This window comes from Candidatus Pseudomonas auctus (assembly GCF_048654275.1).
GTDB lineage: Bacteria > Pseudomonadota > Gammaproteobacteria > Pseudomonadales > Pseudomonadaceae > Aquipseudomonas > Aquipseudomonas pharyngis.
In genome coordinates, this window is sequence record NZ_JBJYZK010000006.1 from 224753 (window position 1) to 246448 (window position 21696).

At 58.6% G+C, this 21696-nt stretch carries 21 protein-coding genes, 2 tRNA genes and 1 pseudogene; 13 read left to right on the forward strand and 11 right to left on the reverse strand.

What is annotated here, in order from left to right:
- The first annotated feature begins 2 nt into the window (after positions 1 to 2).
- Positions 3 to 79 (forward strand) — tRNA-Arg (locus ACKUG4_RS14140).
- Between the two features lie 19 nt (positions 80 to 98).
- Here the strand turns inward: ACKUG4_RS14140 and ACKUG4_RS14145 are convergent.
- Complete coding sequence (locus ACKUG4_RS14145; protein WP_445434233.1) at positions 99 to 617, reverse strand: cell envelope protein SmpA; 519 nt, start codon at positions 615 to 617, stop codon at positions 99 to 101.
- Positions 618 to 937: 320 nt separating this feature from the next.
- Here ACKUG4_RS14145 and mgtE point away from each other — a divergent pair, with 320 nt between their 5' ends.
- Complete coding sequence (gene mgtE, locus ACKUG4_RS14150) at positions 938 to 2380, forward strand: magnesium transporter (protein WP_007960287.1); 1443 nt, start codon at positions 938 to 940, stop codon at positions 2378 to 2380.
- 114 nt (positions 2381 to 2494) lie between these two features.
- Here mgtE and ACKUG4_RS14155 read toward each other — a convergent pair whose 3' ends face one another.
- Positions 2495 to 2821, reverse strand: coding sequence for an Arc family DNA-binding protein (locus ACKUG4_RS14155; protein ID WP_003178899.1), 327 nt, complete (start codon positions 2819 to 2821; stop codon positions 2495 to 2497).
- 389 nt (positions 2822 to 3210) lie between these two features.
- On the opposite strand from ACKUG4_RS14155, the gene phnN reads away from it, so the two are divergent.
- The gene (gene phnN, locus ACKUG4_RS14160; protein WP_445434234.1) at positions 3211 to 3780 is read left to right on the forward strand and encodes a phosphonate metabolism protein/1,5-bisphosphokinase (PRPP-forming) PhnN; all 570 of its coding nucleotides are present in this window, start codon (positions 3211 to 3213) and stop codon (positions 3778 to 3780) included.
- Here the strand turns inward: phnN and ACKUG4_RS14165 are convergent.
- Positions 3755 to 3934 carry a PA3371 family protein gene (locus ACKUG4_RS14165; protein WP_007960291.1) on the reverse strand — a complete coding sequence of 60 codons (180 nt, stop codon included), beginning with the start codon at positions 3932 to 3934 and terminating at the stop codon, positions 3755 to 3757. The genes phnN and ACKUG4_RS14165 overlap by 26 nt on opposite strands.
- A gap of 20 nt (positions 3935 to 3954) precedes the next feature.
- Complete coding sequence (locus ACKUG4_RS14170; protein WP_064598789.1) at positions 3955 to 4182, reverse strand: hypothetical protein; 228 nt, start codon at positions 4180 to 4182, stop codon at positions 3955 to 3957.
- A gap of 284 nt (positions 4183 to 4466) precedes the next feature.
- On the opposite strand from ACKUG4_RS14170, the gene ACKUG4_RS14175 reads away from it, so the two are divergent.
- Positions 4467 to 4543, forward strand: a tRNA-Arg gene (locus tag ACKUG4_RS14175).
- Between the two features lie 56 nt (positions 4544 to 4599).
- Here ACKUG4_RS14175 and ACKUG4_RS14180 read toward each other — a convergent pair.
- Positions 4600 to 5463: a methyl-accepting chemotaxis protein gene (locus ACKUG4_RS14180; protein ID WP_404943279.1), complete on the reverse strand. Its 864-nt coding sequence runs from the start codon at positions 5461 to 5463 to the stop codon at positions 4600 to 4602.
- Positions 5458 to 6249: pseudogene (locus ACKUG4_RS14185) on the reverse strand (MCP four helix bundle domain-containing protein); the annotation flags it as partial. The pseudogene ACKUG4_RS14185 and the gene ACKUG4_RS14180, both read right to left, overlap by 6 nt.
- Before the next feature lie 357 nt (positions 6250 to 6606).
- Here ACKUG4_RS14185 and ACKUG4_RS14190 point away from each other — a divergent pair.
- From ACKUG4_RS14190 to ACKUG4_RS14200, 3 genes are read left to right on the forward strand one after another with little or no spacing between them, the layout of a single operon-like run.
- Complete coding sequence (locus ACKUG4_RS14190; protein ID WP_445434235.1) at positions 6607 to 8007, forward strand: c-type cytochrome; 1401 nt, start codon at positions 6607 to 6609, stop codon at positions 8005 to 8007.
- A gap of 3 nt (positions 8008 to 8010) precedes the next feature.
- The gene (locus tag ACKUG4_RS14195) at positions 8011 to 8565 is read left to right on the forward strand and encodes a sugar dehydrogenase complex small subunit (protein ID WP_445434236.1); all 555 of its coding nucleotides are present in this window, start codon (positions 8011 to 8013) and stop codon (positions 8563 to 8565) included.
- Positions 8562 to 10196 carry a GMC family oxidoreductase gene (locus ACKUG4_RS14200; protein WP_039772094.1) on the forward strand — a complete coding sequence of 545 codons (1635 nt, stop codon included), beginning with the start codon at positions 8562 to 8564 and terminating at the stop codon, positions 10194 to 10196. The genes ACKUG4_RS14195 and ACKUG4_RS14200 overlap by 4 nt, the downstream gene beginning before the upstream one ends.
- An 81-nt stretch (positions 10197 to 10277) precedes the next feature.
- Here ACKUG4_RS14200 and ACKUG4_RS14205 read toward each other — a convergent pair whose 3' ends face one another.
- Positions 10278 to 11660 carry a lysozyme inhibitor LprI family protein gene (locus tag ACKUG4_RS14205; protein ID WP_445434237.1) on the reverse strand — a complete coding sequence of 461 codons (1383 nt, stop codon included), beginning with the start codon at positions 11658 to 11660 and terminating at the stop codon, positions 10278 to 10280.
- A gap of 215 nt (positions 11661 to 11875) precedes the next feature.
- Here ACKUG4_RS14205 and ACKUG4_RS14210 point away from each other — a divergent pair, with 215 nt between their 5' ends.
- The 4 genes from ACKUG4_RS14210 (at position 11876) to ACKUG4_RS14225 (ending at position 17063) form a co-directional block, all read left to right on the forward strand.
- Complete coding sequence (locus ACKUG4_RS14210; RefSeq protein ID WP_085647368.1) at positions 11876 to 13480, forward strand: tetratricopeptide repeat-containing response regulator; 1605 nt, start codon at positions 11876 to 11878, stop codon at positions 13478 to 13480.
- A complete protein-coding gene (locus tag ACKUG4_RS14215; protein ID WP_445434238.1) occupies positions 13477 to 14169 on the forward strand; it encodes a sensor histidine kinase in 693 nt (230 codons plus the stop codon). Before ACKUG4_RS14210 ends, ACKUG4_RS14215 begins: the two co-directional genes overlap by 4 nt.
- A 219-nt stretch (positions 14170 to 14388) precedes the next feature.
- The gene (locus ACKUG4_RS14220) at positions 14389 to 15630 is read left to right on the forward strand and encodes a glutamine synthetase family protein (protein WP_445434259.1); all 1242 of its coding nucleotides are present in this window, start codon (positions 14389 to 14391) and stop codon (positions 15628 to 15630) included.
- Between the two features lie 68 nt (positions 15631 to 15698).
- Entirely contained in the window at positions 15699 to 17063 is a 1365-nt protein-coding gene (locus ACKUG4_RS14225) for an MFS transporter (protein WP_085610720.1), read from the forward strand.
- Between the two features lie 59 nt (positions 17064 to 17122).
- Here ACKUG4_RS14225 and ACKUG4_RS14230 read toward each other — a convergent pair whose 3' ends face one another.
- From ACKUG4_RS14230 to flgA, 4 genes are all read right to left on the reverse strand, one after another.
- Positions 17123 to 17869, reverse strand: a complete 747-nt coding sequence (locus tag ACKUG4_RS14230; RefSeq protein WP_039772106.1) for a flagellar brake protein — start codon at positions 17867 to 17869, stop codon at positions 17123 to 17125.
- A 95-nt stretch (positions 17870 to 17964) separates the two neighbouring features.
- Entirely contained in the window at positions 17965 to 18432 is a 468-nt protein-coding gene (locus ACKUG4_RS14235) for a flagellar protein FlgN (protein ID WP_039772108.1), read from the reverse strand.
- Between the two features lie 48 nt (positions 18433 to 18480).
- Positions 18481 to 18807, reverse strand: a complete 327-nt coding sequence (gene flgM, locus ACKUG4_RS14240) for a flagellar biosynthesis anti-sigma factor FlgM (RefSeq protein ID WP_007960324.1) — start codon at positions 18805 to 18807, stop codon at positions 18481 to 18483.
- A 205-nt stretch (positions 18808 to 19012) separates the two neighbouring features.
- On the reverse strand, positions 19013 to 19774 hold the full coding sequence (gene flgA, locus ACKUG4_RS14245) for a flagellar basal body P-ring formation chaperone FlgA (protein ID WP_064598681.1): 762 nt from the start codon (positions 19772 to 19774) through the stop codon (positions 19013 to 19015).
- 82 nt (positions 19775 to 19856) lie between these two features.
- Between flgA and ACKUG4_RS14250 the strand changes: the two genes are divergently transcribed.
- Positions 19857 to 20789: a chemotaxis protein CheV gene (locus ACKUG4_RS14250; protein ID WP_011335509.1), complete on the forward strand. Its 933-nt coding sequence runs from the start codon at positions 19857 to 19859 to the stop codon at positions 20787 to 20789.
- Between the two features lie 47 nt (positions 20790 to 20836).
- Entirely contained in the window at positions 20837 to 21664 is an 828-nt protein-coding gene (gene cheR / locus ACKUG4_RS14255; RefSeq protein ID WP_007960327.1) for a protein-glutamate O-methyltransferase CheR, read from the forward strand.
- The last annotated feature ends 32 nt before the right edge of the window (positions 21665 to 21696 follow it).

Below are 21696 nucleotides of genomic sequence, written 5' to 3' on the forward strand. Positions count from 1 at the left end.
ATGCACTCGTAGCTCAGCTGGATAGAGTACTCGGCTACGAACCGAGCGGTCACAGGTTCGAATCCTGTCGAGTGCACCATATACCGAAAAGCCCGCGTTTAACGCGGGCTTTTTGCTGTCCTGGATTTGGCTTTTCCTGTCACGCATCCTTTCTCATCAAAATCGATTTGAGCACTGCGCCCTCGCTTGAGGTCGTAACGATAACTCGTTGCCGAATTGCGGATGCTCACCTTGTCGGGTTTGCCCAAAGCGCTTTCAACATCCTGTTGGCTCATGCCGGCGATGATTCGTTGATTGATGATCGCCTCGCGCTTCTGTCGTGCATCGATCAGATCTCCGCATTTGTCCTGGGTGCGCCCAACGACGGCCATTTCTCGTTTTCTGATATTCATACCGGATATTTCTTCGTGCCGGGCTTCGGGTATCAGGTTGACTGTCGAGCCTGGCGAGTAGGGGCGAACTTCCTGCAACGAAAGGTGCTCGTCGTTCGGACAGCTCAGCGTTGTGAACGTGACGCTACCATCAGAGGCTTCGCAACGATGAAGTGTCGTTGCGTTCCCGATGGCGGGCAGGCAGAGCAGGGTGGTCAGCATGAATCGGGATGTTTTCGATGGCATTCGGCGTCCTCCATGACGATCCTTCTCAAGCTTAGCCGGCAGTTTTTTCACCGCCGGTGTGTTTTCTTTTCAGGATGAGTCGTCGCAGTGTGAAGGATCAGGACAGTGCTCAGCTTTGTCTCGCAAGCGCTTGTTTCAGCCACTATTTTTTAACGTTTAAAACCGTCAGGCGGTGTATCATTGCGCCCGTCAGCCCCGCCGGGGCTTATGGAAAACCTCCATGGACTTACCCAGTAGTTATTCAGTAACCCGTTTCACCAATCATGAATTGACTGATTGATCCTTCCGGCGTGCCCCGCTGCTGGGAGTGGAGTTCGCCTATGTCCGAAATCGAAGTAAAGAAAACACAGGAAAGCCTGCAGGATCGCCTGGCTCAGGTCGTCGAGCTGCTGCAGCGCCAACGGGTCGTCGAAGACCTGACTCATCGCCAGGAAGGCCCGCATCATGACCGGGTCGAGAACCTGGTCCACCGGCAAAACCTCGTCGAGTTGCAACGCAAGCTCGATGATCTGCACTCCGCCGACGTCGCCTACATTCTTGAAGCTCTGCCGCTGGACGATCGTCTGACGCTCTGGCAACTGGTCAAGGCCGATCGCGACGGCGACATTCTTCTCGAAGTATCCGATTCCGTCCGTGAAACGCTGATCGCCGACATGGACGATCACGAGCTCCTGGCTGCGGCCAAGGACATGGATGCCGACGAACTTGCTGACCTGGCATCCGAGCTGCCGCGAGACGTCGTCCATGAGCTGATGGAGACTCTGGACCAGCAGCAACGCGAGCGTGTGCGTTCTGCTCTCTCCTACGACGAGGAGCAGGTCGGTGCGCTGATGGACTTCGAGATGGTGACCATCCGTGAGGATGTGAGTCTCGAAGTGGTTCTGCGTTACCTGCGCCGCCTCAAAGAGCTGCCGGGCCATACCGACAAACTGTTCGTGGTCGACTACGACGGCGTGCTCAAGGGCGTGCTGCCAATCAAGCGTTTGCTGGTCAATGACCCGGAGAAGCAGGTTTCCGAAGTCATGGCCAGTGACCCGGTGAGTTTTCACCCGGATGAAGACGCCTACGACGCCGCTCAGGCGTTCGAGCGTTACGACTTGATCTCGGCCCCGGTGGTCGACAAGAACGGCAAGCTGATCGGCCGTCTGACCATCGACGAAATGGTCGACTTGATTCGTGAGGAGAGCGAAAGCGAAGTCCTCAACATGGCGGGTCTGCGTGAAGAGGAAGACATCTTCGCCTCCGTCTGGAAATCCCTGCGCAACCGTTGGGCGTGGCTGGCGATCAACCTGATCACGGCATTCGTCGCATCGCGGGTGATCGGTCTGTTCGAAGGTTCGATCGAGAAGCTGGTGGCCTTGGCGGCGCTGATGCCGATCGTGGCGGGCATCGGCGGTAACTCCGGCAACCAGACGATCACCATGATCGTTCGCGCCATGGCGCTCGACCAGGTCAGCACCGGCAACACCTCGCGCCTGATGCGCAAAGAGCTAGCCGTGGCGTTGATCAATGGCCTGGTCTGGGGCGGTGTGATCGGTGTGGTCGCTTACTTGCTCTACGGCAGTTGGTCGTTGGGTGTGGTGATGACGGCCGCCATGACGTTGAACCTGCTGCTGGCAGCGTTGATGGGGGTGTTGATCCCGATGACCCTGGCCAAGATGGGCCGGGATCCGGCAATGGGTGCCAGCGTGATGATCACGGCCATGACCGACAGTGGTGGCTTCTTCATCTTCCTGGGGTTGGCGACGATCTTCCTGCTCTGACCGACTGCATTGAAACAGCCCGCCGATTGGCGGGCTTTTTTTCGCCCCTGAAAAACCCGAATTGCGGGCCAAAAAAAGCCAGCATTCATGCTGGCTTGAGGTGTTCGGTGTGGCTCAGGATGCGTCTGCGGCCATTTCGGCGTCGTGGGCGATCAGAGAAACCAGCGCGTTCTGCTGGCGGTGGGAGAGCTGGCGGAAGCGTTGCAGCAGCTCGCGTTCGTGCAGCGACAGCTCCGGGCTGTCCAGGCGCATGCTCAGCTCTTCGCCCAGTGCACCTTCCTGAATAAGACTCTGCTCAAGGCGCGCAATGATCTCGGAGTTCATGCTGCGATGATGATTGCGAGCCACCTCGGCAATGCGTTCACGCATTCCGTCTGGCAGACGTACGACGAACTTGTCAGCCGTACGGCTGGAATAAATTGCCTGTTTCAATGGGCGCATATATTTAACCGGTTAGTTCAGGGGAGCGGTTCTCGGGATTGGCCGCAGGATGTGTGGTAGGACAAGCATCCGCGCCAAATGGTTCAACCTGAATTGTTAAGAGGCGCGCATCATGCCTCAAAATTGCCAGATCATTGGCGTCAATTCTGTGACAAATATTGATCCGGGTAAAGGCGTAATGCCAGCACCAATTATCAGAAATGCGGACTGGTTTGAAAAGAAAGCGTCGGCCCGTATCGCTGACCGCGTCCTGAAGCACGTCGACTGATGCCCAAAGGCTTCAGAACGTGCATGCTATGCGGCTTGAATCGTTGTTCCTTACCTTGTACAGGATAGTGGCAAATGGCCGATTTACTAGGGGCAAATGCCCGCCGGAGGGCGTTTTCAGGATGGATGGCAGGCTGATTTACCTCATGGGACCTTCCGGCTCCGGCAAGGACAGTCTGATTGAGGCTGCGCGCGAACCTTTGCGGGCGTTGAATTGTGAAGTCATGCGCCGGGTCATCACCCGTTCGGCCGAATCCGTGGGTGAGGATGCGATCGGCGTAACGCCGCAGGAGTTCGAACGACTTCAGCGCGCTGGCGATTTTTCGCTGGCGTGGGAGGCCAATGGTCTCGCCTACGGGATACCGGTGGAAATGGACCAATGGTTGAAAGCCGGTAAACACGTCCTGGTGAACGGTTCTCGGGCGAACCTCAGGCAAGCGCTGGAACGCTATCCGACGCTGGTGCCGGTGTTGCTGACGGTGCGAGACGACGTCTTGCGTGAGCGCCTGCTTCGGCGTGGGCGGGAGACGCTGGAACAGATCGATGCGAGGCTGGCCCGCAACACGCTGTTCAAGGACAGGCGTTCAACCGACAGCCCTGTGCACCTGATCGACAACTCGGGCGACCTGGCCATTGCCGTCAATCATCTGCTGGAGCTGGTCAGGTTCAGCGCAATACCGGATCAAACTTGATCTTGCGTCCGGCCACCAGTGCCAATACGAACAGCGCCGAAAAGACGCCGCAACCGATCAGGGGTAGGGATATTTCGGTTTCCTCGAACAGCGAAAAATGCCCGAGGCCACTCAATAAGGCGAGGATCAGAAATCCTGCAGCTGACTTGGACATGCTGTACTCCTGAAGATATTTCAAAAAACCAGACGTTCAGTCGAATGCGTCGGCAACGCCTGTTCAGACTCGCTGACTGCTTGCGGGGCAAAGCTCTTATCGCTCAACACCGCCCATTGCGGCGCCTTCTGCACTTGCAGGTAGTGCGGCATGCGTCCGGCCACTTTTTCGTTATCCGCGGGGGCGAAGTGAAAGCCGACCAGAACGGCCAATGCGATTGCATTTGCGAACACGAGGGCGCTGTTCATGAGACGAGTCTCCGATTGTACTTGTATAAGAACCGGTAAAGCAGCCGTCGTGCCAATAGTCTAACCGCTGTTAAGTCCTTTAAAAACAAGCATTTATCAGGGTTTTTCGGAGGTGGATCATTGCATTTTGCAATGGTAGCTTTTTGCGGCGATGCAAATTGCACGGTAAAACGTCGGGCACCCTTGCAAGGCGCCTGCCTACACTTAAAAAGCCCTGCGGACGACATGACAAAACAGGGCCCGGCCGTTAACATGCACGCCGTCTGTCGCACCGACAGATTTGTGTCCCAGTAGCTCAATTGGATAGAGCATCCCCCTCCTAAGGGGAAGGTTGGCAGTTCGAACCTGCCCTGGGACACCATCTATTGAAAAAGCCCCGCACAGAGTGATCTGGCGGGGCTTTTTGTTTTCAGGAACTTATAAGCGGAAGCGACTGACCAGGGTGTTGAACGACGCCGCCAGGTTGGACAGTTCCTGGGTCGAGGCGCTGGTCTGATGCGCGCCTGCCGCCGTCTGGGTGGAGAGATCCTGGATGTTGACCAGATTTCGGTCCACTTCGCGAGCTACGTGTGCCTGTTCTTCCGAGGCTGTGGCGATGACGAGGTTGCGATCATTGATCTGCGAGATGCCGTCGGCAATCAGCTCCAATGCCTGGCCGGTCGCTTGCGCCAGTGACTGGGTTTCGCTGACCAGCGCCTGGCTTTTCCCCATGGCGCCGACGGCTTCGTCTGCACTGTTGCGAACGTCGTTGATCATGCCTTCGATTTCCCCCGTCGAAGCTTGGGTTCTTGCCGCCAGGGCTCGTACCTCGTCGGCGACCACGGCAAAACCTCGACCTTGCTCACCCGCGCGCGCAGCCTCGATGGCAGCGTTAAGCGCCAGCAGATTGGTTTGCTCGGCAATCCCCCGGATCACATCCAGAACCTTGCCGATGTCTCGAACTTTCTCCGCCAGATCCTTGACCATGGTGGTGGAGGTGGCGATTTCCGTGGTTGCATGGTTGATCGCGGCAACGGCGTTTCGCGCTTGATCGCGTCCATTGCTGGCTTCCCGGCTGGTGGTCTGGGAGGCCTCGGAGGTGGATACCGCATTGCGTGCAACTTCTTCCACGGCGGAGGTCATTTCCGTGACAGCCGTCGCTGCTTGCTGGATCTCGTCGTTCTGACGAATCAGTCCGCGGCTTCCATTGTCTGTGACGGCGGTGAGTTCTTCGGCGGCGGAAGCCAGTTGATCCGCCGCGCTGGCGATCTGCTGAATAGTGCTTTTCAGACTGCCCTGCATCTCGGCCAGGGCTGTGAGCAGCTGGCCGGCCTCGTCGCGGCCGGTGCTGACGATGTTTTGAGTCAAGTCGCCGCCAGCGATGCTTCGGGCGCTTTCAACGGCTTTGGAGATGGGGCGGCTGATCAGTCGGCTGATGAACAGGCCAAGCAAAATCGCCGCGACGAAGGCCAGCACGATGCCGATGTACAGCGATGTCTTGGCAGAGGACTCCGTCAGAACCGATCGCTTTGCGGCTTCGCTGACCTGCATGTCGTTGGAGTTGGTCATGATGGTCAATTCGTCCATGACGACGCGATAGTTTTTCTGCAGGTCGCCGAGCAGCAGTTCGCGGCCATTTTCCAGGTCGCCGGCCTTCATCAGGCCCAGATACCTTTGCACGATCGCCTGGTAAACGGGCCAGGCCTTCTCCATCCGGTCACCGGCTGCACGTTCGTCGTCGGCAAGCTCGGTTTTCCGGTATTCGGCAAAGGCTTTTTCACTCGCCAACTGGTTGGCGCTCATCGAGGCGAGAAATTCGTCTTTGGTGCTCTGGGGCAGGTTGGCGGCAGTGGCGACGTAAAGCCGATACATGTCACGGGTCTGTCCGACAGCCTTGATTTTGGTCTGCGCGATGTTGGCGACGGCGACGAGGTTGTTGCCGAACACCGATCTGAGGCTTGTCGAGAGTTCGGTCACTCCCCGGCTTCCCAGCAGGCCCACCCCCAGGGTGATGAAGGCGCACGCCGCGAAGGCCGTGATCAATTTCGTGGAAAGTCTTGCGTCATTCAACCAGCTCATAAGGGGCATCCTGCTGACATGTGGGGGCGGAGCAATATCGAGCGCAGCTCGTACGAAAATGGTTCGTCGTCGTACATCTTTCGGCTGCGGAGTCCACAACTGTAGGGTTACCAGTTGTTTCTTATCTAAATATATTCCGCATTAAACCCCCTTGTAACCAGCGTTTTAGAGCATTCAGCACATACATACAAAAGATGGCACTTGGCCTTTTCTATTTGTTGCCAAGTGTTACATTGTGTGGAATATTCCAATAAATACGTACGACATCGTACCTCTTCGTCCTTGTCGCTCAAGATGACGAGGACGCTGTGTTCGTGATTTCCAGAACCGTGAAAAAAAAGAACGAAGCAGCCTAGGGTAGGACTCATGTCGCGTCGCATTGATAAAGGGAAACGCAGGGGGTACGCCTCTGCCGGATTGGTTACGCTGCTGATCGCCATAGCTGGCACCGCGTACGGCGAGGCGCTCGACAGCACCGCGTCGGTGGGCAAGCGTCTGGCGGTAGCCGCTGACTGTGTGGCTTGTCATACGGCGCCAGGCGGCAAGGCTTTTGCGGGTGGCTATCCGCTCGGCTCACCGATGGGCACGATCTACTCGACCAACATCACGCCTTCGAAAACGGCGGGTATCGGCAATTACACGTCTGAGCAATTCGCCCGTGCGGTCCGTGACGGGGTGGCGGCCGATGGCACTCGGCTGTACCCGGCGATGCCCTATACCTCTTATTCGAAGATGACCGACAGCGACATTGCTGCGCTCTACGACTACTTCATGCATGAAGTGGCGCCGGTCGATACGCTGAACCAGAAAACCGCTCTGGATTTCCCGTTCAATATCCGCGCATCGATGATTGGCTGGAACGCGCTGTTCCACAGCAAAACACGCTTCACGCCGGATCCGGCCAAGTCTGCCGAGGTCAACCGTGGCGACTATCTGGTCAACGGCCTGGCTCACTGCGATACCTGCCACACACCGCGCAATGTCCTGATGGCGGCCGACAGCGCAAAACCGTTGGCCGGCGGATCACTGGGCAGTTGGTATGCCCCCAATATCACTTCCGACAAAGTCAGCGGCATCGGTGCCTGGTCGAGCGACGAGATCGTGGCCTATCTGCGTACCGGTCACGTCGAGGGCAAGGCCCAGGCGGCAGGCCCAATGGCCGAGGCGGTGGAGAACAGTCTGCAGCATCTGAGCGATGTGGATCTCAAAGCCATCGCGGCCTATCTGTTGCAGACCACGCCGATCAAGACCGGGGAGAGCAAGGCCCGGCACGAGTACGGTCAGGCTTCGGTCGATGAGTTGACGCTGCGCGGAGGCAAACCGGGGGACAATCCGGGATGGCACATATTCAGTGGCACTTGCGCCAACTGCCATCAGCCGAACGGTCAAGGCACGCGGGAATACCCATCGCTGTTTCACAACACCGCCACCAGTCGCAGCGACAACCTGATCGCGGCCATCGTGTACGGCGTGCATCGTGAAGTCGACGGTGTGGCCATCGACATGCCGGGTTTCGGCCCGGACGCGTTGTTCACCGATCGCCTGAACGACCAGCAGATTGCCGACGTCAGCAACTACGTGCTGTCGCGCTACGGCAATGCCGACACGGTTGTCACCGCCGCCGATGTGGCACAGGTACGCAACGGTGGGCCCCAGGCGCCACTGGCAGTGATGGCGAAGTTTACGACCCCGGTCATCATTCTCGTGTGCGTGTTGATCGGCCTGGGCGCATGGGCCTTGATTGCACGTCGGCGCAAGGGGGCCTGAGCAATGGACACTTCAATGATGCACAAACACGAAAAAACGCAAATCGAAAGCTCGACTGGGCTCACTCGCCGCAATCTGTTGCGCGGTTCCGTGACGCTGGGGCTGGCCGCGATGATCGGCAGTGCGCTGCCCTGGCAGTCGGTACTGGCAGCCCAGGTATCGAGCGACGATTTCATTGCGCTGTCGCAGTTTCTGGTCAGCCGTGCGGTCAATCCGGTTCTGGCCGGTCGTTATTACGCTGCGCTGGACAAGCGCGCGCCGAATTTCTCGACCAACGTGATTGCCTTGAAGCAATTGATCGGCGCACAGGGTTACAAGCATGTCGATGAATACCTGGCGCAGCCGAATCCGGATCCGTCGCTGCGGGCCACGGCCACCAGCATCATTTCCGCCTGGTATCTGGGCATCGTCGGTGAGCCGGCGGATGCGGAGCTGATCAGCTATTCCCTCGCCATGATGTATCAGCCCACTCACGGCATTCTCATCATTCCAACCTACGGTGGCGGCCCGGATTCATGGGGTCCCAAACCAGCAGTCATTCAGGACTCGACAGTATGAGCAGCGATCAATTCGATGCCGATGTGGTGATCATCGGTTCCGGTGTCATGGGCGGTCTGATCGCCACGGGCCTGGCCAAAGCGAACAAGTCGGTGATCGTGCTCGAGGCCGGTCCCCGAGTGAATCGCCGTGATGTGGTGGAAACATTCCGCAATGCCCCGGTGAAACTCTCGCTGGCCAACGCCAAGTTGCAGGGCGCCGGGTCGCCTTATCCGAGCCTGCCCCACGCGCCCTCTACCTATGGCGACTATCTGCAGCAGGTAGGGCCGGTGAAATACAACACCTCTTATCTGCGTGTGGTGGGTGGCACCACCTGGCATTTCGGTTCCTCGCTGTGGCGCATGCTGCCCAATGATTTTCGTCTCAAGTCGCTGTATGGCCGTGGGCGTGACTGGCCGATCAGTTATGACGAACTGGAACCGTATTACGCTCGAGCTGAAATCGAACTGGGCGTTTCCGGTGTCGACGGCCAGGACGAAAGCGGGCAGGGCGGGGACGCCTATCCGCCGCGCTCGATTCCCTATCCGATGGAGGGCCTGAAGCCGAGCTACATGTTCAAACGCCTTTCCGAATTGCTCAGCAAGGGCGGGTATAACCCGATCCTCGAGCCGAATGGCCGGGCGACCCGTCCCTATGGCAAACGGCCTCCCTGTGCCGGCAACAACAACTGCAACCCGGTGTGCCCGATTGCCGCCAAGTACGATGGTTCGATGCACATCGATGAAGCCGAGCGCCATGGCGCCAAGGTGCTGGACAACTCTGTCGTCTACAAGATCGAGGCGGGCGACGACGGCAAGATCACCGCGATCTGGTACATGCGCCCCGACAAGTCCAAACACAAACTGACCGCCCGGGCCTTTGTGCTGGCGGCATACGGTATCGAGTCGCCGAAGCTGCTGTTGATGTCGACCTCGGAAAAGTACCCGAACGGGATTGCCAACTCCTCGGATCAGGTCGGGCGCAACCTGATGGACCACACCGGCATCAGCATGAACGTCATGACCAAGGAAGACATGTGGCCGGGCGAAGGGCCGACGCAATTGCTGGTCTATCTGAACAGTCGCGATGGCGCGTTTCGCAACGATTACCCGAGCTACAAGATCAAGGTGCGCAACACCGTGCCGACGTCGCAAATCACTTCGAACCTGATTGCCAAAGGCGTGCTGGGCTCGAAGCTCGATGAGCAGATCCGCCTGCAATCGGCGCGCTCCCTGAACTGGGCCGTCGATTTCGAAACCCTGCCACTGCCGGAAAACCGGGTCACCCCGAGCAAGACCAAGTTCGACGCTATCGGCCTGCCGGTTCCCGAGATCTACTACAGCGTTCCCGACTACTGGCACGCCGGTAAAGAGAAGGCGCTGGAAGACTTCAAGCAGTTTGCAAAACTGCTCGACGCCGACATCCTCAGCACCGACACGGGCTTCCAGAACCGTCAGCACATCATGGGCACCACCATCATGGGCGATGACCCGAAAGACTCGGTGGTAGACCGCGATTGCCGCAGTCACGACCATTCCAACCTGTTCATCGCAGGCACGAGCGTCATGCCATCGTCCTCCTGCGTGAACCCGACGCTGACAGGTGCGGCATTGAGTATTCGGATTGCCGATGTGTTGGTGGCGGAGGTCTGAGAAGCGCCCTGAAGTACAAAGCCCCACGCAGAGGTGTCTGGTGGGGCTTTTTTGTGTCTTTCAATCTTGCAGGAGGAAGGGCTAGAAAATTTCAGCTCCACCCTCTGCTTTTCCAATCGAGGTTGTGACGTTCGTGAAATGTCGGCGGCCGTTGACTGAGAAGCCCCGTTCGGGATCTTGAGACCCGGGCTTGCGCAAAGTCAGCAAGGCGGGCAATCCGTCTTTCTCGCTGTAACTACCAAACCAATTGTTCAGCCTTGCGATGAAGCACTCGTCGTCGATGAAGACTGGCAAGTCCATGACGGTTTCTACTGCGTAGTAACCTGCGCCGTAACTGTAATAGTCGTCGTCTCCCGAGCCCGATGCAGGAATGGGGCAGAGGGGGCCTTTGTGTTGGCTGGGTTGTTGAGGTTTACCTGCACCCGATTGGGTCAGGGCTTTCATTAGAGTCTTTCGCAAGACTGGGTCCAGTACGTAGCTGGTACTGCTTTGCTCGGAGTATTGATTACTCGGCACGATCAACTTGTAGTCATACCGAACCATTACTGTTGGTATTTGGCTGTTGATCTTCAGGGGATTGAGCAGGTAGACCTGATCGACACCGTATGACCCGTTGCGATAGGCGAGATACATCCTTCCATGAGATTTGATCCAGGCTGCCGATTGGTTGGCGCCTCGATCACTGGTGGAGAACAACGAGCTCCCGGCGCTGGCGTCCGGATCATAGGGAGCCAGCCTTCTGGTGAACCGTTCTCCATCGCGATGGAAGGTTTCATAGAAGCTGAAGAGGCCTGTACCACCGGTGTAGGTTGAAACGATCAGATCCCGTTGACCGTCGCCGTCCAGGTCTATCAATGAGTAATTCGCCTGGCCCTGCTCGGCATCAGCGTCAAGGCCGGAAGCATTAAGCGCCTTCCATTCATTATGGGTTACACCCTTGGGAATGCTTTTGGGAAACAAGGTCTGATCGTAAGTGTTGTCGTCACTGGGATCGCCGGAGAATGAAGTTTCGCCGTTGTCGCTCGAGAGAGAATCCAGCGCCCGCTCCAGCGCAAACTCCGGGTTCTCCTTGCTCATCTCTCGAACCCGCTGCTGCAAATCCTCCATGACCTTTTTATCAACGTCGTCCGGTTTGTAAGCGACAGCCTCGATCCACTGCGCGTGCAAGACCGGCAAACGATCCTGATAACGCTGGTTCAGACAACCGAACTCCTCGCCACATCGATCACGCTCTTTCAGCCACTGACGCTGAGCCTTTTTCACTTCGGCCTGCTCCGGGGCAGCTTTCATCAACTTTCGGTAAGCCGCCCCCATCTGCACATCCAACTCATATAGCGGCTTGTCCGTGCAAATCGCCTTCTCCACAACACTCGCAGCCTTTGTGCAGTCCATTCCGCTCGCCAGTACCTGCTGAAAAAACAGCAGCGCACAGGCCGATACGATGTAGCGTCCCTTGATGTGCACGATGAATCCTTTGCCATTGGAAGGTGAGAACCGCCGCGCAGGGTAATCCTTGCGCAACGAATCTTGAACCCCCGCTTCAAGAGAACCGCTGATCCGGCCGATAACCCATTCGGTGACTTCAGAGTCGCGCGAAATCGCTTGATAGCATTTGGCCGGCAGCTATCATCTGCGCGCCTGGAAATGGTCCATCTTCTTCAATTGCCTGGAAATCCTCGATGCTGTCGTATCACCAAAAGAGTTTTCTGATCGTCGATGATTTCTCGGATTTCCGCAGTTCCGTGCGTTCGATGTTGCGCGAGTTGGGCGTCAAGGATGTGGACACCGCCGACACGGGTGAGCAGGCGCTGAAAATGTGCGCGCAGAAGTCCTACGATTTCATCCTTCAGGACTTCCACCTCGGTGACGGCAAAAAGAACGGCCAGCAGGTGCTGGAAGACCTGATGATGGAGAAGCTGATCAGCCACGAAGCGGTGTTCGTGATGGTCACGGCCGAGACCAGTCAGGCGATGGTGCTCAGTGCCCTGGAGCACGAACCGGACGCGTACCTGACCAAGCCGTTCAACCGCTCTGGCCTGGCTCAGCGGCTGGAGCGTCTGGAGCAGCGCAAGACCCTGCTCAAGCCGATTCTGCAAGCCCTCGACCGTGGCAAACCGATGGAAGTGCTCAACGCTTGCATCGCCCTGTGCAAACAGGACATCCGCTATTCGCCGCTGTGCCTGCGCTATCGCGCCGATGCGTTGCGCGACATGAATCAGAACGAAGCGCTCGAGCGCCTTTACGACAGCATCATCGCTGACCGGCCGTTGCCGTGGGCGTTTGCCGGGTTAGGCAAGTTGCTGTTCAAGCGTGGGCAGGTCAGTCAGGCCAAGGGCGTTTACGAAAAAGCCCTGAAGGTCTTCCCGATGATGCCGGCGCTGTATGACGGCATGGCTGACGTGCTGGTCGCCGAAGGCGATACCAAAGGCGCGCAGCAAGTGCTGGAGGAAGCGATTCGCCTGTCGCCGCTGGCGGTGCGCCGTCAGGCATTGCTGGGCAAGCTGGCGATGGCCAACGAAGATTTCGACACCGCCTCCCGGGCTTATCGCCAGGCGGTGAATCAGGGCGCGCAATCGCGGTTCAAGGATCCGGAAAGCAATCTCGGCCTGGCCCATGCCTTGATCAGCAAGGGCAGCGAACGCGGGCTCGACACCCGTACGCGTCTGGAGATCAACACCACCCTCAGCGCCGTGGCCAAGGAAAACCCGACCGATCCGGGCCTGCAGATTCGTGCGCGTCTGATGAAGGCTACGAGCCTGTTGCTCAACGATGCCGAGACCGCCGAAAAACTCACCGAACAAGCGCTGATGCGCCTGGACGGCATGGAGCAGTTCATGAGCCCCGAGGCCGCGTTGCTGGTGGCCAAGCAATTGCAGATGCTCGGCCAGACCGAGGCGGGCACCTCGATGCTCAAGAGTTGTGCGGAAATCTACGGCGATGACCCGACGGTGATGAAAGACATCGCCAAGCTCACTGACGATCCGACTATTCTCAGCTCCAGCAACGCGGCCGCCGACCTCAACCGGCAGGGCGTGCGCGTGTACAAGACCGGCAACCTGGTGGAGGCCCGCGAGGTGTTCCGCAAGGCGCTGAAGATGCAACCGAAGAACATCAGTATTGCGCTGAACATGGCCCAGTCGCTGCTGCACGGCACCGACACCAATGTGCCGTCGGCGGAGCTGGAAGAATGTCGGGCCTGCCTGAAACTGGTGGGCATGATGCCCGATACCGACGCGCGTTATCCGCGTTATCAGAAGCTGAAAAGCAAGGCGTTTGGCGAATGAACCAAGACGAGCAGGCACTGGATTTTTCCACGGTGATCGCCTCCACCGTGCACGACATGAAAAACTCTCTGGCGATGCTGATGCAGGCCCACAGCCAATGGCTGGCGCGCTTGCCCGAAGCACATCGCCAGGGGCCGGAGCAGGGCGTGATCGACTTCGAGTTCGCCCACCTCAACGGCATGCTGGTGCAGTTGCTCGGGCTGTACAAGCTCGGGGTCAATCAGATGCCGTTGCAGCCGGCTTATCACGAGCTGGACGACTTCATCGAGGCGCAACTGGCGGCGCATCAGGAAGTGTTCGCCAGCCGTGGAATCCTCGCCACTTACGAAGTCGATCCGCTCAGTCCCCTGGGCTTCTTCGATCGTGAGCTGATCGCCTCGGTGCTGGGCAACTGCATCAACAATGCGATCCGTTACGCCCGCGAATCGCTGCTGATCACCGTCAGCGACGAAGCCGGGCAACTGGTGCTGAGCATCAACGATGACGGCGACGGTTACCCGGCCGAAATGCTTGAGCGTCAGTCCGATTACGTGCAGGGCCTCAACCACAGCAGTGGCAGTACCGGCCTTGGTCTGTACTTCGCCGGACGCATCGCCGCGCTGCATCAGCGCAACGGTGTTGGCGGCCGGACCGAGATCCGCAATGGCGGCCCGTTGGGCGGCGGCGTGTTCAGTATTTACCTGCCCTGAATCACCGATTCATCGACCGGAATTCTTTTTGTTGGCTGCTGCTTGATATTCCGAACAGCCGAAGCCTATTTTGTCCGGGTCGCCGTTCGCGGCTCGCACAATAACAAGGATTGCGTCATGACAACCGATGGCCAGCGTTCACTCGCGCAGCGATTGACGGGCATTGATGAGATTGAATGTGTCACGCCGGATTTGAACGGCGTGCCACGGGGCAAGGTAATGACCGCCGAGGGCTTCCTCGAAGGGCGGCGTCTGCAGTTGGCCCGGGGGGTGCTGCTGCAATGCATCATGGGCGGTTATCCTGCCGCGAAATTCTATGGCAGCGATGACGGCGATCTGGCGCTGGTGGCCGATCCTGCGCAGATCCATCCGTTGCCATGGAGCGAAGAGCCACGGGCCTTGGCAATCTGTGATGCCGACGAACTGACCGGCGAAAGCTCCAACCTGTCGACCCGTGGCCAGCTCAAAAAAGTCATTGCCCGCTACGCGGCGCTCGGTCTGGCGCCGGTGGTGGCAACCGAACTCGAATTTTTTGTGTTCGCTCCGAACACCGACCCGACCCAACCGTTCGAGCCGCCAGTCGGTCTCGACGGTCGTCGCGAGGACGGTCATTCGGCGTTCAGCGTCAGTTCCAACAACGGTCTGCGACCGTTCTTCAGTGAAGTCTATAAATGCATGGCGGCTCTGGGCCTGCCACGCGATACCTTCATGCACGAAATGGGCGTCAGCCAGTTCGAGATCAACCTGCTGCACGGCGATCCGCTGTTGCTGGCCGACCAGACCTTTCTGTTCAAGCATCTGCTCAAGGAAGTCGCGCTCAAGCACGGCCTGACCGTGGTGTGCATGGCCAAGCCGCTGGCGCACACGCCGGGCAGTTCGATGCACATTCATCAGAGCATCGTCGAGATCGGCAGCGGCAAAAATGTGTTCAGCGATGCGGACGGTCAGCCGACTGCAATGTTCCGCCACTTCATCGGCGGGCAGCAGGCGGGCATGGCTGATTTCACCGCGCTGTTTGCGCCGAACGTCAATTCCTACCAGCGCCTGTGCCATCCGTTTGCATCGCCGAACAACGCCTGCTGGTCCCACGACAACCGTGCCGCCGGCCTGCGCATCCCGGCCAGTTCGCCGGTTGCCCGTCGGGTCGAGAACCGCTTGCCGGGCGCCGATGCCAACCCGTATCTGGCGATTGCCGCAAGCCTGGCCGCCGGCTTGTACGGCATCGAGCATGAACTCGAACCAAGCGAAGCGATTCAGGGCGAGTTCGAAGTGCCGGACAATCTTTCGCTGCCGTGTACCTTGCACGCGGCGCTCGAACGTCTGAAACGCAGCCAGCTTGCAAAGGAACTGTTCGGCACGGAGTTCATCGAAGGCTACATCGCTTCGAAGACCATGGAGTTGACCAGTTTCTTTGATGAAATCACTCCCTGGGAACGCCGTGTTCTAGCAGCCCAGGCCTGACGAAATGTCGCCGTCGGGCTATCGTTTGATAGCCCGATACTTACTGCAAGGAGCCGCTCGGAACGCCGATGCGCCAAATCTGGAAATCCTTTCGAGCGCTGTATTTCGCCTCGCTGATGATGTTGATCGGCTCGGGCCTTCTATCTACTTATCTGGCTTTGCGTCTGGCTGCCGACCATGTCGACGGGTTGTGGGTCGGTGCGTTGATGGCGGCCAACTATTTCGGTCTGGTGCTGGGCGGCAAGATCGGTCACCGCCTGATTGCCCGGGTCGGGCATATCCGCGCCTACTCGGCGTGTGCCGGGATTGTCGGCGCGGCGGTGCTCGGTCATGGGCTGGTGGACTGGCTGCCGGCCTGGCTGGTGCTGCGGACCATCGTCGGCCTCGGCATGATGTGCCAGTACATGGTCATCGAGAGCTGGCTGAACGAGCAGGCCGACGCCAATCAGCGGGGACTGGTGTTCAGCGGCTACATGATCGCGTCGTATCTGGGGCTGGTACTCGGTCAGCTGATTCTGGTCATGCACCCGGGCCTTGGTCTGGAACTGTTGATGCTGGTCGCGCTGTGCTTCGCCCTGTGTCTGGTGCCGGTGGCGCTGACTCGACGGATTCACCCGGCGCCGTTGCACCCGGCGCCGATGGAGCCGCGCTTCTTTATCAAGCGCGTGCCGCAGTCGCTGAGCACGGTGCTCGGGGCCGGGCTGATCATCGGTTCGTTCTACGGTCTGGCGCCGCTGTATGCCTCGCAGCAGGGGCTGTCCACCGAACAGGTCGGTCTGTTCATGGGTAGCTGCATTTTTGCCGGGCTGGTGGTGCAGTGGCCGCTGGGCTGGTTGTCCGACCGCTATGACCGGGCGCTGTTGATCCGCTGTTTCGCGCTGTTCCTCGCGGTTGCTTCGTTGCCACTGGCGATCCTGCCGCAGGTGCCGCTGGAGGTGCTGTTCGTGGTCGGCTTCCTCTGTTCGCTGGTGCAGTTCTGCCTGTACCCGTTGGCGGTGGCGTTCTCCAACGACCACGTCGAAGGCGAACGTCGGGTGTCGCTGACGGCGATGCTGCTGGTGACCTACGGCGTGGGCGCCAGTATCGGGCCGTTGGCAGCCGGGGTGCTGATGAAGCTTTTCGGGCCGCAGAGCCTGTACGCGTTCTTCACCTTTTTCGCGTTGGTGCTGGTGTGGCGGATCCGGCCAAAAGCCGTGACCAATCTGCACCAGGTCGACGATGCACCGCTGCATCACGTGGCGATGCCGGACAGCATGTCCAGTTCGCCGTTGGTGGCAGCGCTGGACCCGCGGGTTGACGAGCAGGTGGTGCAGGAGCAGATGCAGAATACGGTCGCTCCGGAGCCTGAACCTGAACCCGAGCCAGAACCTGTCGCGCCAACCGATTCGACAATCGAAGGTGAGGGGCCGGACATCAGCCCCGCCAGACCGTGATTCAGGCATAAAAAACGGGCAGTCACCGCAGTGACTGCCCGTTTTTTCATGCCAGTCGATCAGAGGTCGTCTTTATCGAACCGACGCGCTTCGCGTTGCAGTTGATAAACGAAACGCTCGACGTTGCGCGCCGCCGGGCCGCTGATGTTGTGAAAGCGCAGGCCGGCGAAGGTGATGTTGAGTTTTTCTTCGAAGTGCAGGTAACGCAGCTCGACCGAAGTCGGCTGGTTGCCGAACAGCGGCGCGGCGATCAGGCGATCATAAACCTGGCCCAGTTGCAGGCGGTCGGTGATGTCGCCTTCGAAGCGCAGTTTGCAGCCGGTGGCGGAGATATCCAGCAGTTTGCCGCCGATAGGCGACTTGAGCTTTTCGCCGCCCAGTTCGACGCTGACCAGGTCGGTCAGCTTCAAAGCGGCGCGGAACGCATTGCGGCGCTGGTGATAAACCACTTCGGTGGGCAGGTCGCCGGTGTAGAAGCGATCGCCACTGGATTCTTCGATGTTCAGCGTGCCGTTGCATTCCCAGGCAATGCGCACGCCGTCATGAAAACCTTCGACCTTGAACGGCTCACCGGCGAGCAGGAAGCGTTCGCCATCGCGCGGGATCATTTCGTCCAGGGCAATCGTGGCGGTTTCCCGGTCAACCTTGATCAGGTAGCTCTGGAAGCGCTGGCTGCGCTCGTGGAAGGTGATGATCAGAGGATCATGGCTTTCTTGCAGCTGGCGCAGGTTGCTGGAGATTTCCAGAGGTGTAGTGAGCACCTTTGGGGGCTGCGGAGCATCATCCGCGCTGAGGACGTTGGACACGTTAAATCAATCTCCAGACAAAATTTGACTACGGCTGGCCAGTATTTTGCCAGCATGTTTCGCACGTTGATAGGGCGCAAGCATAGAAGAAAGCATCACGCCTGGCTGAGCGCGCGCGGTTTCTGCAGTTTGGAGAAGGTGCCACTGGCATCGTAGAGCGCGGGTGGCTCGCCGCCGGTGAGGATTTTCAGCTGATTGGCCGTGGCGGCCTGTTGCATGATGATCGACTGGCCATTCCTGGCATTGGCTGCCTGGCACTGGGCGATCAGATCGGTCAGGACATCGCTCTGGCTGAGCAACTGGTCGCCGATGCTCGACTGGCTGGCCAGTTGTTCCAGGCCGGCGCGGTCGAGCGACAGATTGAGACTGGCGAGGATTTCGCTGCGCTTGCGGCCATGCTGTTCGAGCAGAATGATCAATGCCTGCTTGTTCGCCAGAATTTCTTCCAGCAGAGGCATGTCGCGACCGTGCAAGGCGAGGGACTCGGTTTGCAGTAACTCCAGCAATTGTTGAGCTGGAGCAAAGTCGTCGATGATCAGTTGCAATAAATTAGTGTCGTGCATGGCTGGCCTTGGGTTTTAAGCGTCCAAAAGCCTGGCGCTGACCGAGGCCTAGCGCTGGGCTTCGAAATTGAGCAGTTTGCTGGCTACACGGTTGCTGTCGACCTTGTAGCTGCCATCGGCAATCGCTGCTTTCAACTCGGCCACGCGGGCCTTGTCGACGGCAGGCTGATCACGCAGCTTGTCAGTGACCTTCTGCAACTGTTGAGCCTCATTGCTGAGGTGTACCGATTCCCCGCTTTTTGCGGTACTGGCCTGTTCGGCCGGGGTATTCAGCGGCGCGGAGGTGCCGGTTTCGGCGGTTTCCTTGGCGTTGCTGGTACGTGTACTGCCCGTAAGTGACGAGGAGCTGTTCAAACGGCTGAAATCGATGACCATGTTAAAAACCTCTGGGAATTTGGACGCTTGCCATGTTCTCGGCCATCCCCTGGAAAACTTTAGGCCCATTTAGCAATGAGCTTGCATGCGCCGTTGCAGATCCTGCTGCGGCACAGTTTAGGGAACAGCTCTGGTCAGCGCCAGTTTTCTGCCAAACGCTCAGGGGCTTTTCAAATATCCGTTCATCTTGCCGCTCACTCGCCGCTTACATCGCTACTTCCACCTGGCCGGGCGCCACAACCTGCGCCTTGATGACCCGCTGGGAGTTGAGGTTCTTCACTCGAATCTGTTCTTTCAGGCCGCCGTTGGCCAGCGCTTCGCCCGGCATCCGTACGGCGAGGGTGCCGCTGCGGGCAGTGATCACCACTTGATCGCCCTTGCGAACGACTTCCGCCTGTTCCAGATGCACCAGGGTAATGACTTGATCGGCTACCGTTGGTCGGGTCAATTTCTGGCCGATGGCTTCATCCACCGACGTCAGGAAACCCTGATTGATCGTGCTGACGTCGCGCTCGCGCAAGGTCACGTCCTGCGGCTCGATGATGCCGGCGCGCTTGAGTGGCCGCGTGGTGGTGACAATCTCGCGAAACAGGCGGACTTGAGCGGGCACGAACACCGTCCAGGGGGAGGCGCCTTCGCAGCGGACCTTGACCGTGACACGGCCCAGTGGACGTGCCGGACTCTCCAGTGTCGCTGTCAATTCCTTGTCGCACATAGGCATGCGCATGCGTGGATCGAGCTGGTTGACCTCGATTTCATATCGGCCTTCCGTTTGACTGGTGGCCAGATAGTCTTCTACGGTGAATTCAAGAAAGCCCTGAGTGACGCCGATAAGCATGTCAGGCATGGTAACCGCATCAGCAACGGCAGGGCTGCCAGCGAAAGACAGGCAAACGGCGGACATCGCGCAAAGCCCTCTGCGGAGGGGAGATGTCAGGCGTCGGAAAAATGTCGTTTGAGCGTTCATACGAGTTAAAAAGCAAGCGCCGTGCCGTTTAGCAATGAATGTGCGTCGCAACAACACTTGGCGTTGGTGTAGGAGTCTGGGCATGGCTGGTGTAATGGATTCGGTGAACCAGCGCACGCAACTGGTGGGGCAGAATCGCCTGGAGCTGTTGTTGTTCCGTCTCGACGGTCAGCAGCTCTACGGGATCAACGTGTTCAAGGTTCGGGAAGTGCTGCAGTGCCCGCAACTGACGCTGATGCCCAAGTCCAGTCCTGTCGTGTGCGGGGTGGCGAATATCCGGGGGGCGACCATTCCGATCCTTGATCTGGCGATGGCGACCGGCTCCGGTGCTTTGAAAGACAAGAACAGTCCGTTTGTGATCATCACGGAATACAACACCAAGACCCAGGGTTTCCTAGTGCGCTCGGTGGAACGTATCGTGAACATGAACTGGGAAGAGATTCATCCGCCGCCCAAGGGCACCGGACGCGATCACTACCTGACCGCTGTGACTCGGGTCGACAATCAGTTAGTCGAAATCATCGACGTCGAGAAGGTGCTGGCGGAAGTTGCGCCGACCCCGGAAGCGATTTCGGTCGGCGTGGTGGATGTCGAGACCCAGAGCAAGGCGTTGTCGCTGCGGGTGCTGACGGTCGATGACTCGTCGGTGGCGCGCAAGCAGGTGACGCGTTGCCTGCAGACGGTCGGTGTCGAAGTGGTGGCATTGAACGACGGCAGGCAGGCGCTGGATTACCTGCGCAAGCTGGTCGACGAGGGCAAGAAGCCGGAAGAAGAGTTCCTGATGATGATCTCCGACATCGAAATGCCGGAGATGGACGGGTACACCCTGACGGCCGAGATTCGCAGCGACCCTCGCATGCAAAAGCTTCATATCATCCTGCATACTTCGTTGTCGGGTGTGTTCAATCAGGCGATGGTCAAGAAAGTCGGTGCCGATGACTTCCTGGCCAAGTTCCGTCCTGATGACCTGGCATCCCGGGTAGTCGACCGGATCAAAGCAGCAGACATCAGCTAAGGGCCTTCTGCCCCTGGCGTTCAACACGATTTAAGAGGCGGCATCATTTGTCTACGGGTAATTTGGATTTCGAACAGTTCCGGGTCTTCCTGGAAAAAGCCTGTGGCATTTTGCTCGGTGAAAACAAGCAGTATCTGGTCTCGAGCCGTCTCAACAAACTGATGGAGCAGCAAGGCATCAAGTCCCTGGGTGAGCTGGTACAGCGCATCCAGACCCAGCCGCGCAGCGGTTTGCGCGAGCAGGTGGTCGATGCCATGACGACCAACGAAACCCTGTGGTTTCGCGACACCTATCCGTTTGAAGTCTTGAAGAACAAGGTGCTGCCCGAGGCGATCAAGGCCGCTCCCAACCAGCGTCTGCGGATCTGGTCGGCGGCCTGCTCGTCGGGTCAGGAACCCTATTCGCTGTCGATGTCGATCGACGAGTTCGAGCGGACGAACATCGGTCAGTTGAAGATGGGCGTGCAGATCGTCGCCACGGATCTGTCCGGCAGCATGCTGACCAACTGCAAGACCGGCGAGTACGACAGCCTGGCGATTGGCCGCGGCCTGTCCGCCGATCGTCTGCAGCGCTACTTCGACCCGAAAGGGCCGGGGCGCTGGGTGATCAAGGCGCCGATCAAGAACCGGGTGGAATTCCGCTCGTTCAACCTGCTCGACAGCTACGCAAGCCTGGGCAAGTTCGACATCGTGTTCTGCCGCAACGTGCTGATCTACTTCTCCGCCGAGGTGAAGAAGGACATCCTGTTGCGCATCCACAGCACGCTGAAGCCGGGCGGTTATCTGTTCCTTGGCGCTTCCGAAGCGCTGAACGGTCTGCCGGATCATTACCAGATGGTTCAGTGCAGCCCGGGGATCATCTACCAGGCGAAGTGAAACACTGGCGACAAAAAAAACGGGAGTCCTCA

Excerpts from the sequence above, each read along its gene's own strand:
- ACKUG4_RS14145 (WP_445434233.1), bottom strand. The coding sequence starts at position 617 with ATGCCATCGAAAACATCCCGATTCATGCTGACCACCCTGCTCTGCCTG.
- mgtE (WP_007960287.1), top strand. The coding sequence starts at position 938 with ATGTCCGAAATCGAAGTAAAGAAAACACAGGAAAGCCTGCAGGATCGC.
- ACKUG4_RS14155 (WP_003178899.1), bottom strand. The coding sequence starts at position 2,821 with ATGCGCCCATTGAAACAGGCAATTTATTCCAGCCGTACGGCTGACAAG.
- phnN (WP_445434234.1), top strand. The coding sequence starts at position 3,211 with ATGGATGGCAGGCTGATTTACCTCATGGGACCTTCCGGCTCCGGCAAG.
- ACKUG4_RS14165 (WP_007960291.1), bottom strand. The coding sequence starts at position 3,934 with ATGTCCAAGTCAGCTGCAGGATTTCTGATCCTCGCCTTATTGAGTGGC.
- ACKUG4_RS14170 (WP_064598789.1), bottom strand. The coding sequence starts at position 4,182 with ATGAACAGCGCCCTCGTGTTCGCAAATGCAATCGCATTGGCCGTTCTG.
- ACKUG4_RS14180 (WP_404943279.1), bottom strand. The coding sequence starts at position 5,463 with ATGCAGGGCAGTCTGAAAAGCACTATTCAGCAGATCGCCAGCGCGGCG.
- ACKUG4_RS14190 (WP_445434235.1), top strand. The coding sequence starts at position 6,607 with ATGTCGCGTCGCATTGATAAAGGGAAACGCAGGGGGTACGCCTCTGCC.
- ACKUG4_RS14195 (WP_445434236.1), top strand. The coding sequence starts at position 8,011 with ATGGACACTTCAATGATGCACAAACACGAAAAAACGCAAATCGAAAGC.
- ACKUG4_RS14200 (WP_039772094.1), top strand. The coding sequence starts at position 8,562 with ATGAGCAGCGATCAATTCGATGCCGATGTGGTGATCATCGGTTCCGGT.
- ACKUG4_RS14210 (WP_085647368.1), top strand. The coding sequence starts at position 11,876 with ATGCTGTCGTATCACCAAAAGAGTTTTCTGATCGTCGATGATTTCTCG.
- ACKUG4_RS14215 (WP_445434238.1), top strand. The coding sequence starts at position 13,477 with ATGAACCAAGACGAGCAGGCACTGGATTTTTCCACGGTGATCGCCTCC.
- ACKUG4_RS14220 (WP_445434259.1), top strand. The coding sequence starts at position 14,389 with ATGACCGCCGAGGGCTTCCTCGAAGGGCGGCGTCTGCAGTTGGCCCGG.
- ACKUG4_RS14225 (WP_085610720.1), top strand. The coding sequence starts at position 15,699 with ATGCGCCAAATCTGGAAATCCTTTCGAGCGCTGTATTTCGCCTCGCTG.
- ACKUG4_RS14235 (WP_039772108.1), bottom strand. The coding sequence starts at position 18,432 with ATGCACGACACTAATTTATTGCAACTGATCATCGACGACTTTGCTCCA.
- flgM (WP_007960324.1), bottom strand. The coding sequence starts at position 18,807 with ATGGTCATCGATTTCAGCCGTTTGAACAGCTCCTCGTCACTTACGGGC.
- flgA (WP_064598681.1), bottom strand. The coding sequence starts at position 19,774 with ATGAACGCTCAAACGACATTTTTCCGACGCCTGACATCTCCCCTCCGC.
- ACKUG4_RS14250 (WP_011335509.1), top strand. The coding sequence starts at position 19,857 with ATGGCTGGTGTAATGGATTCGGTGAACCAGCGCACGCAACTGGTGGGG.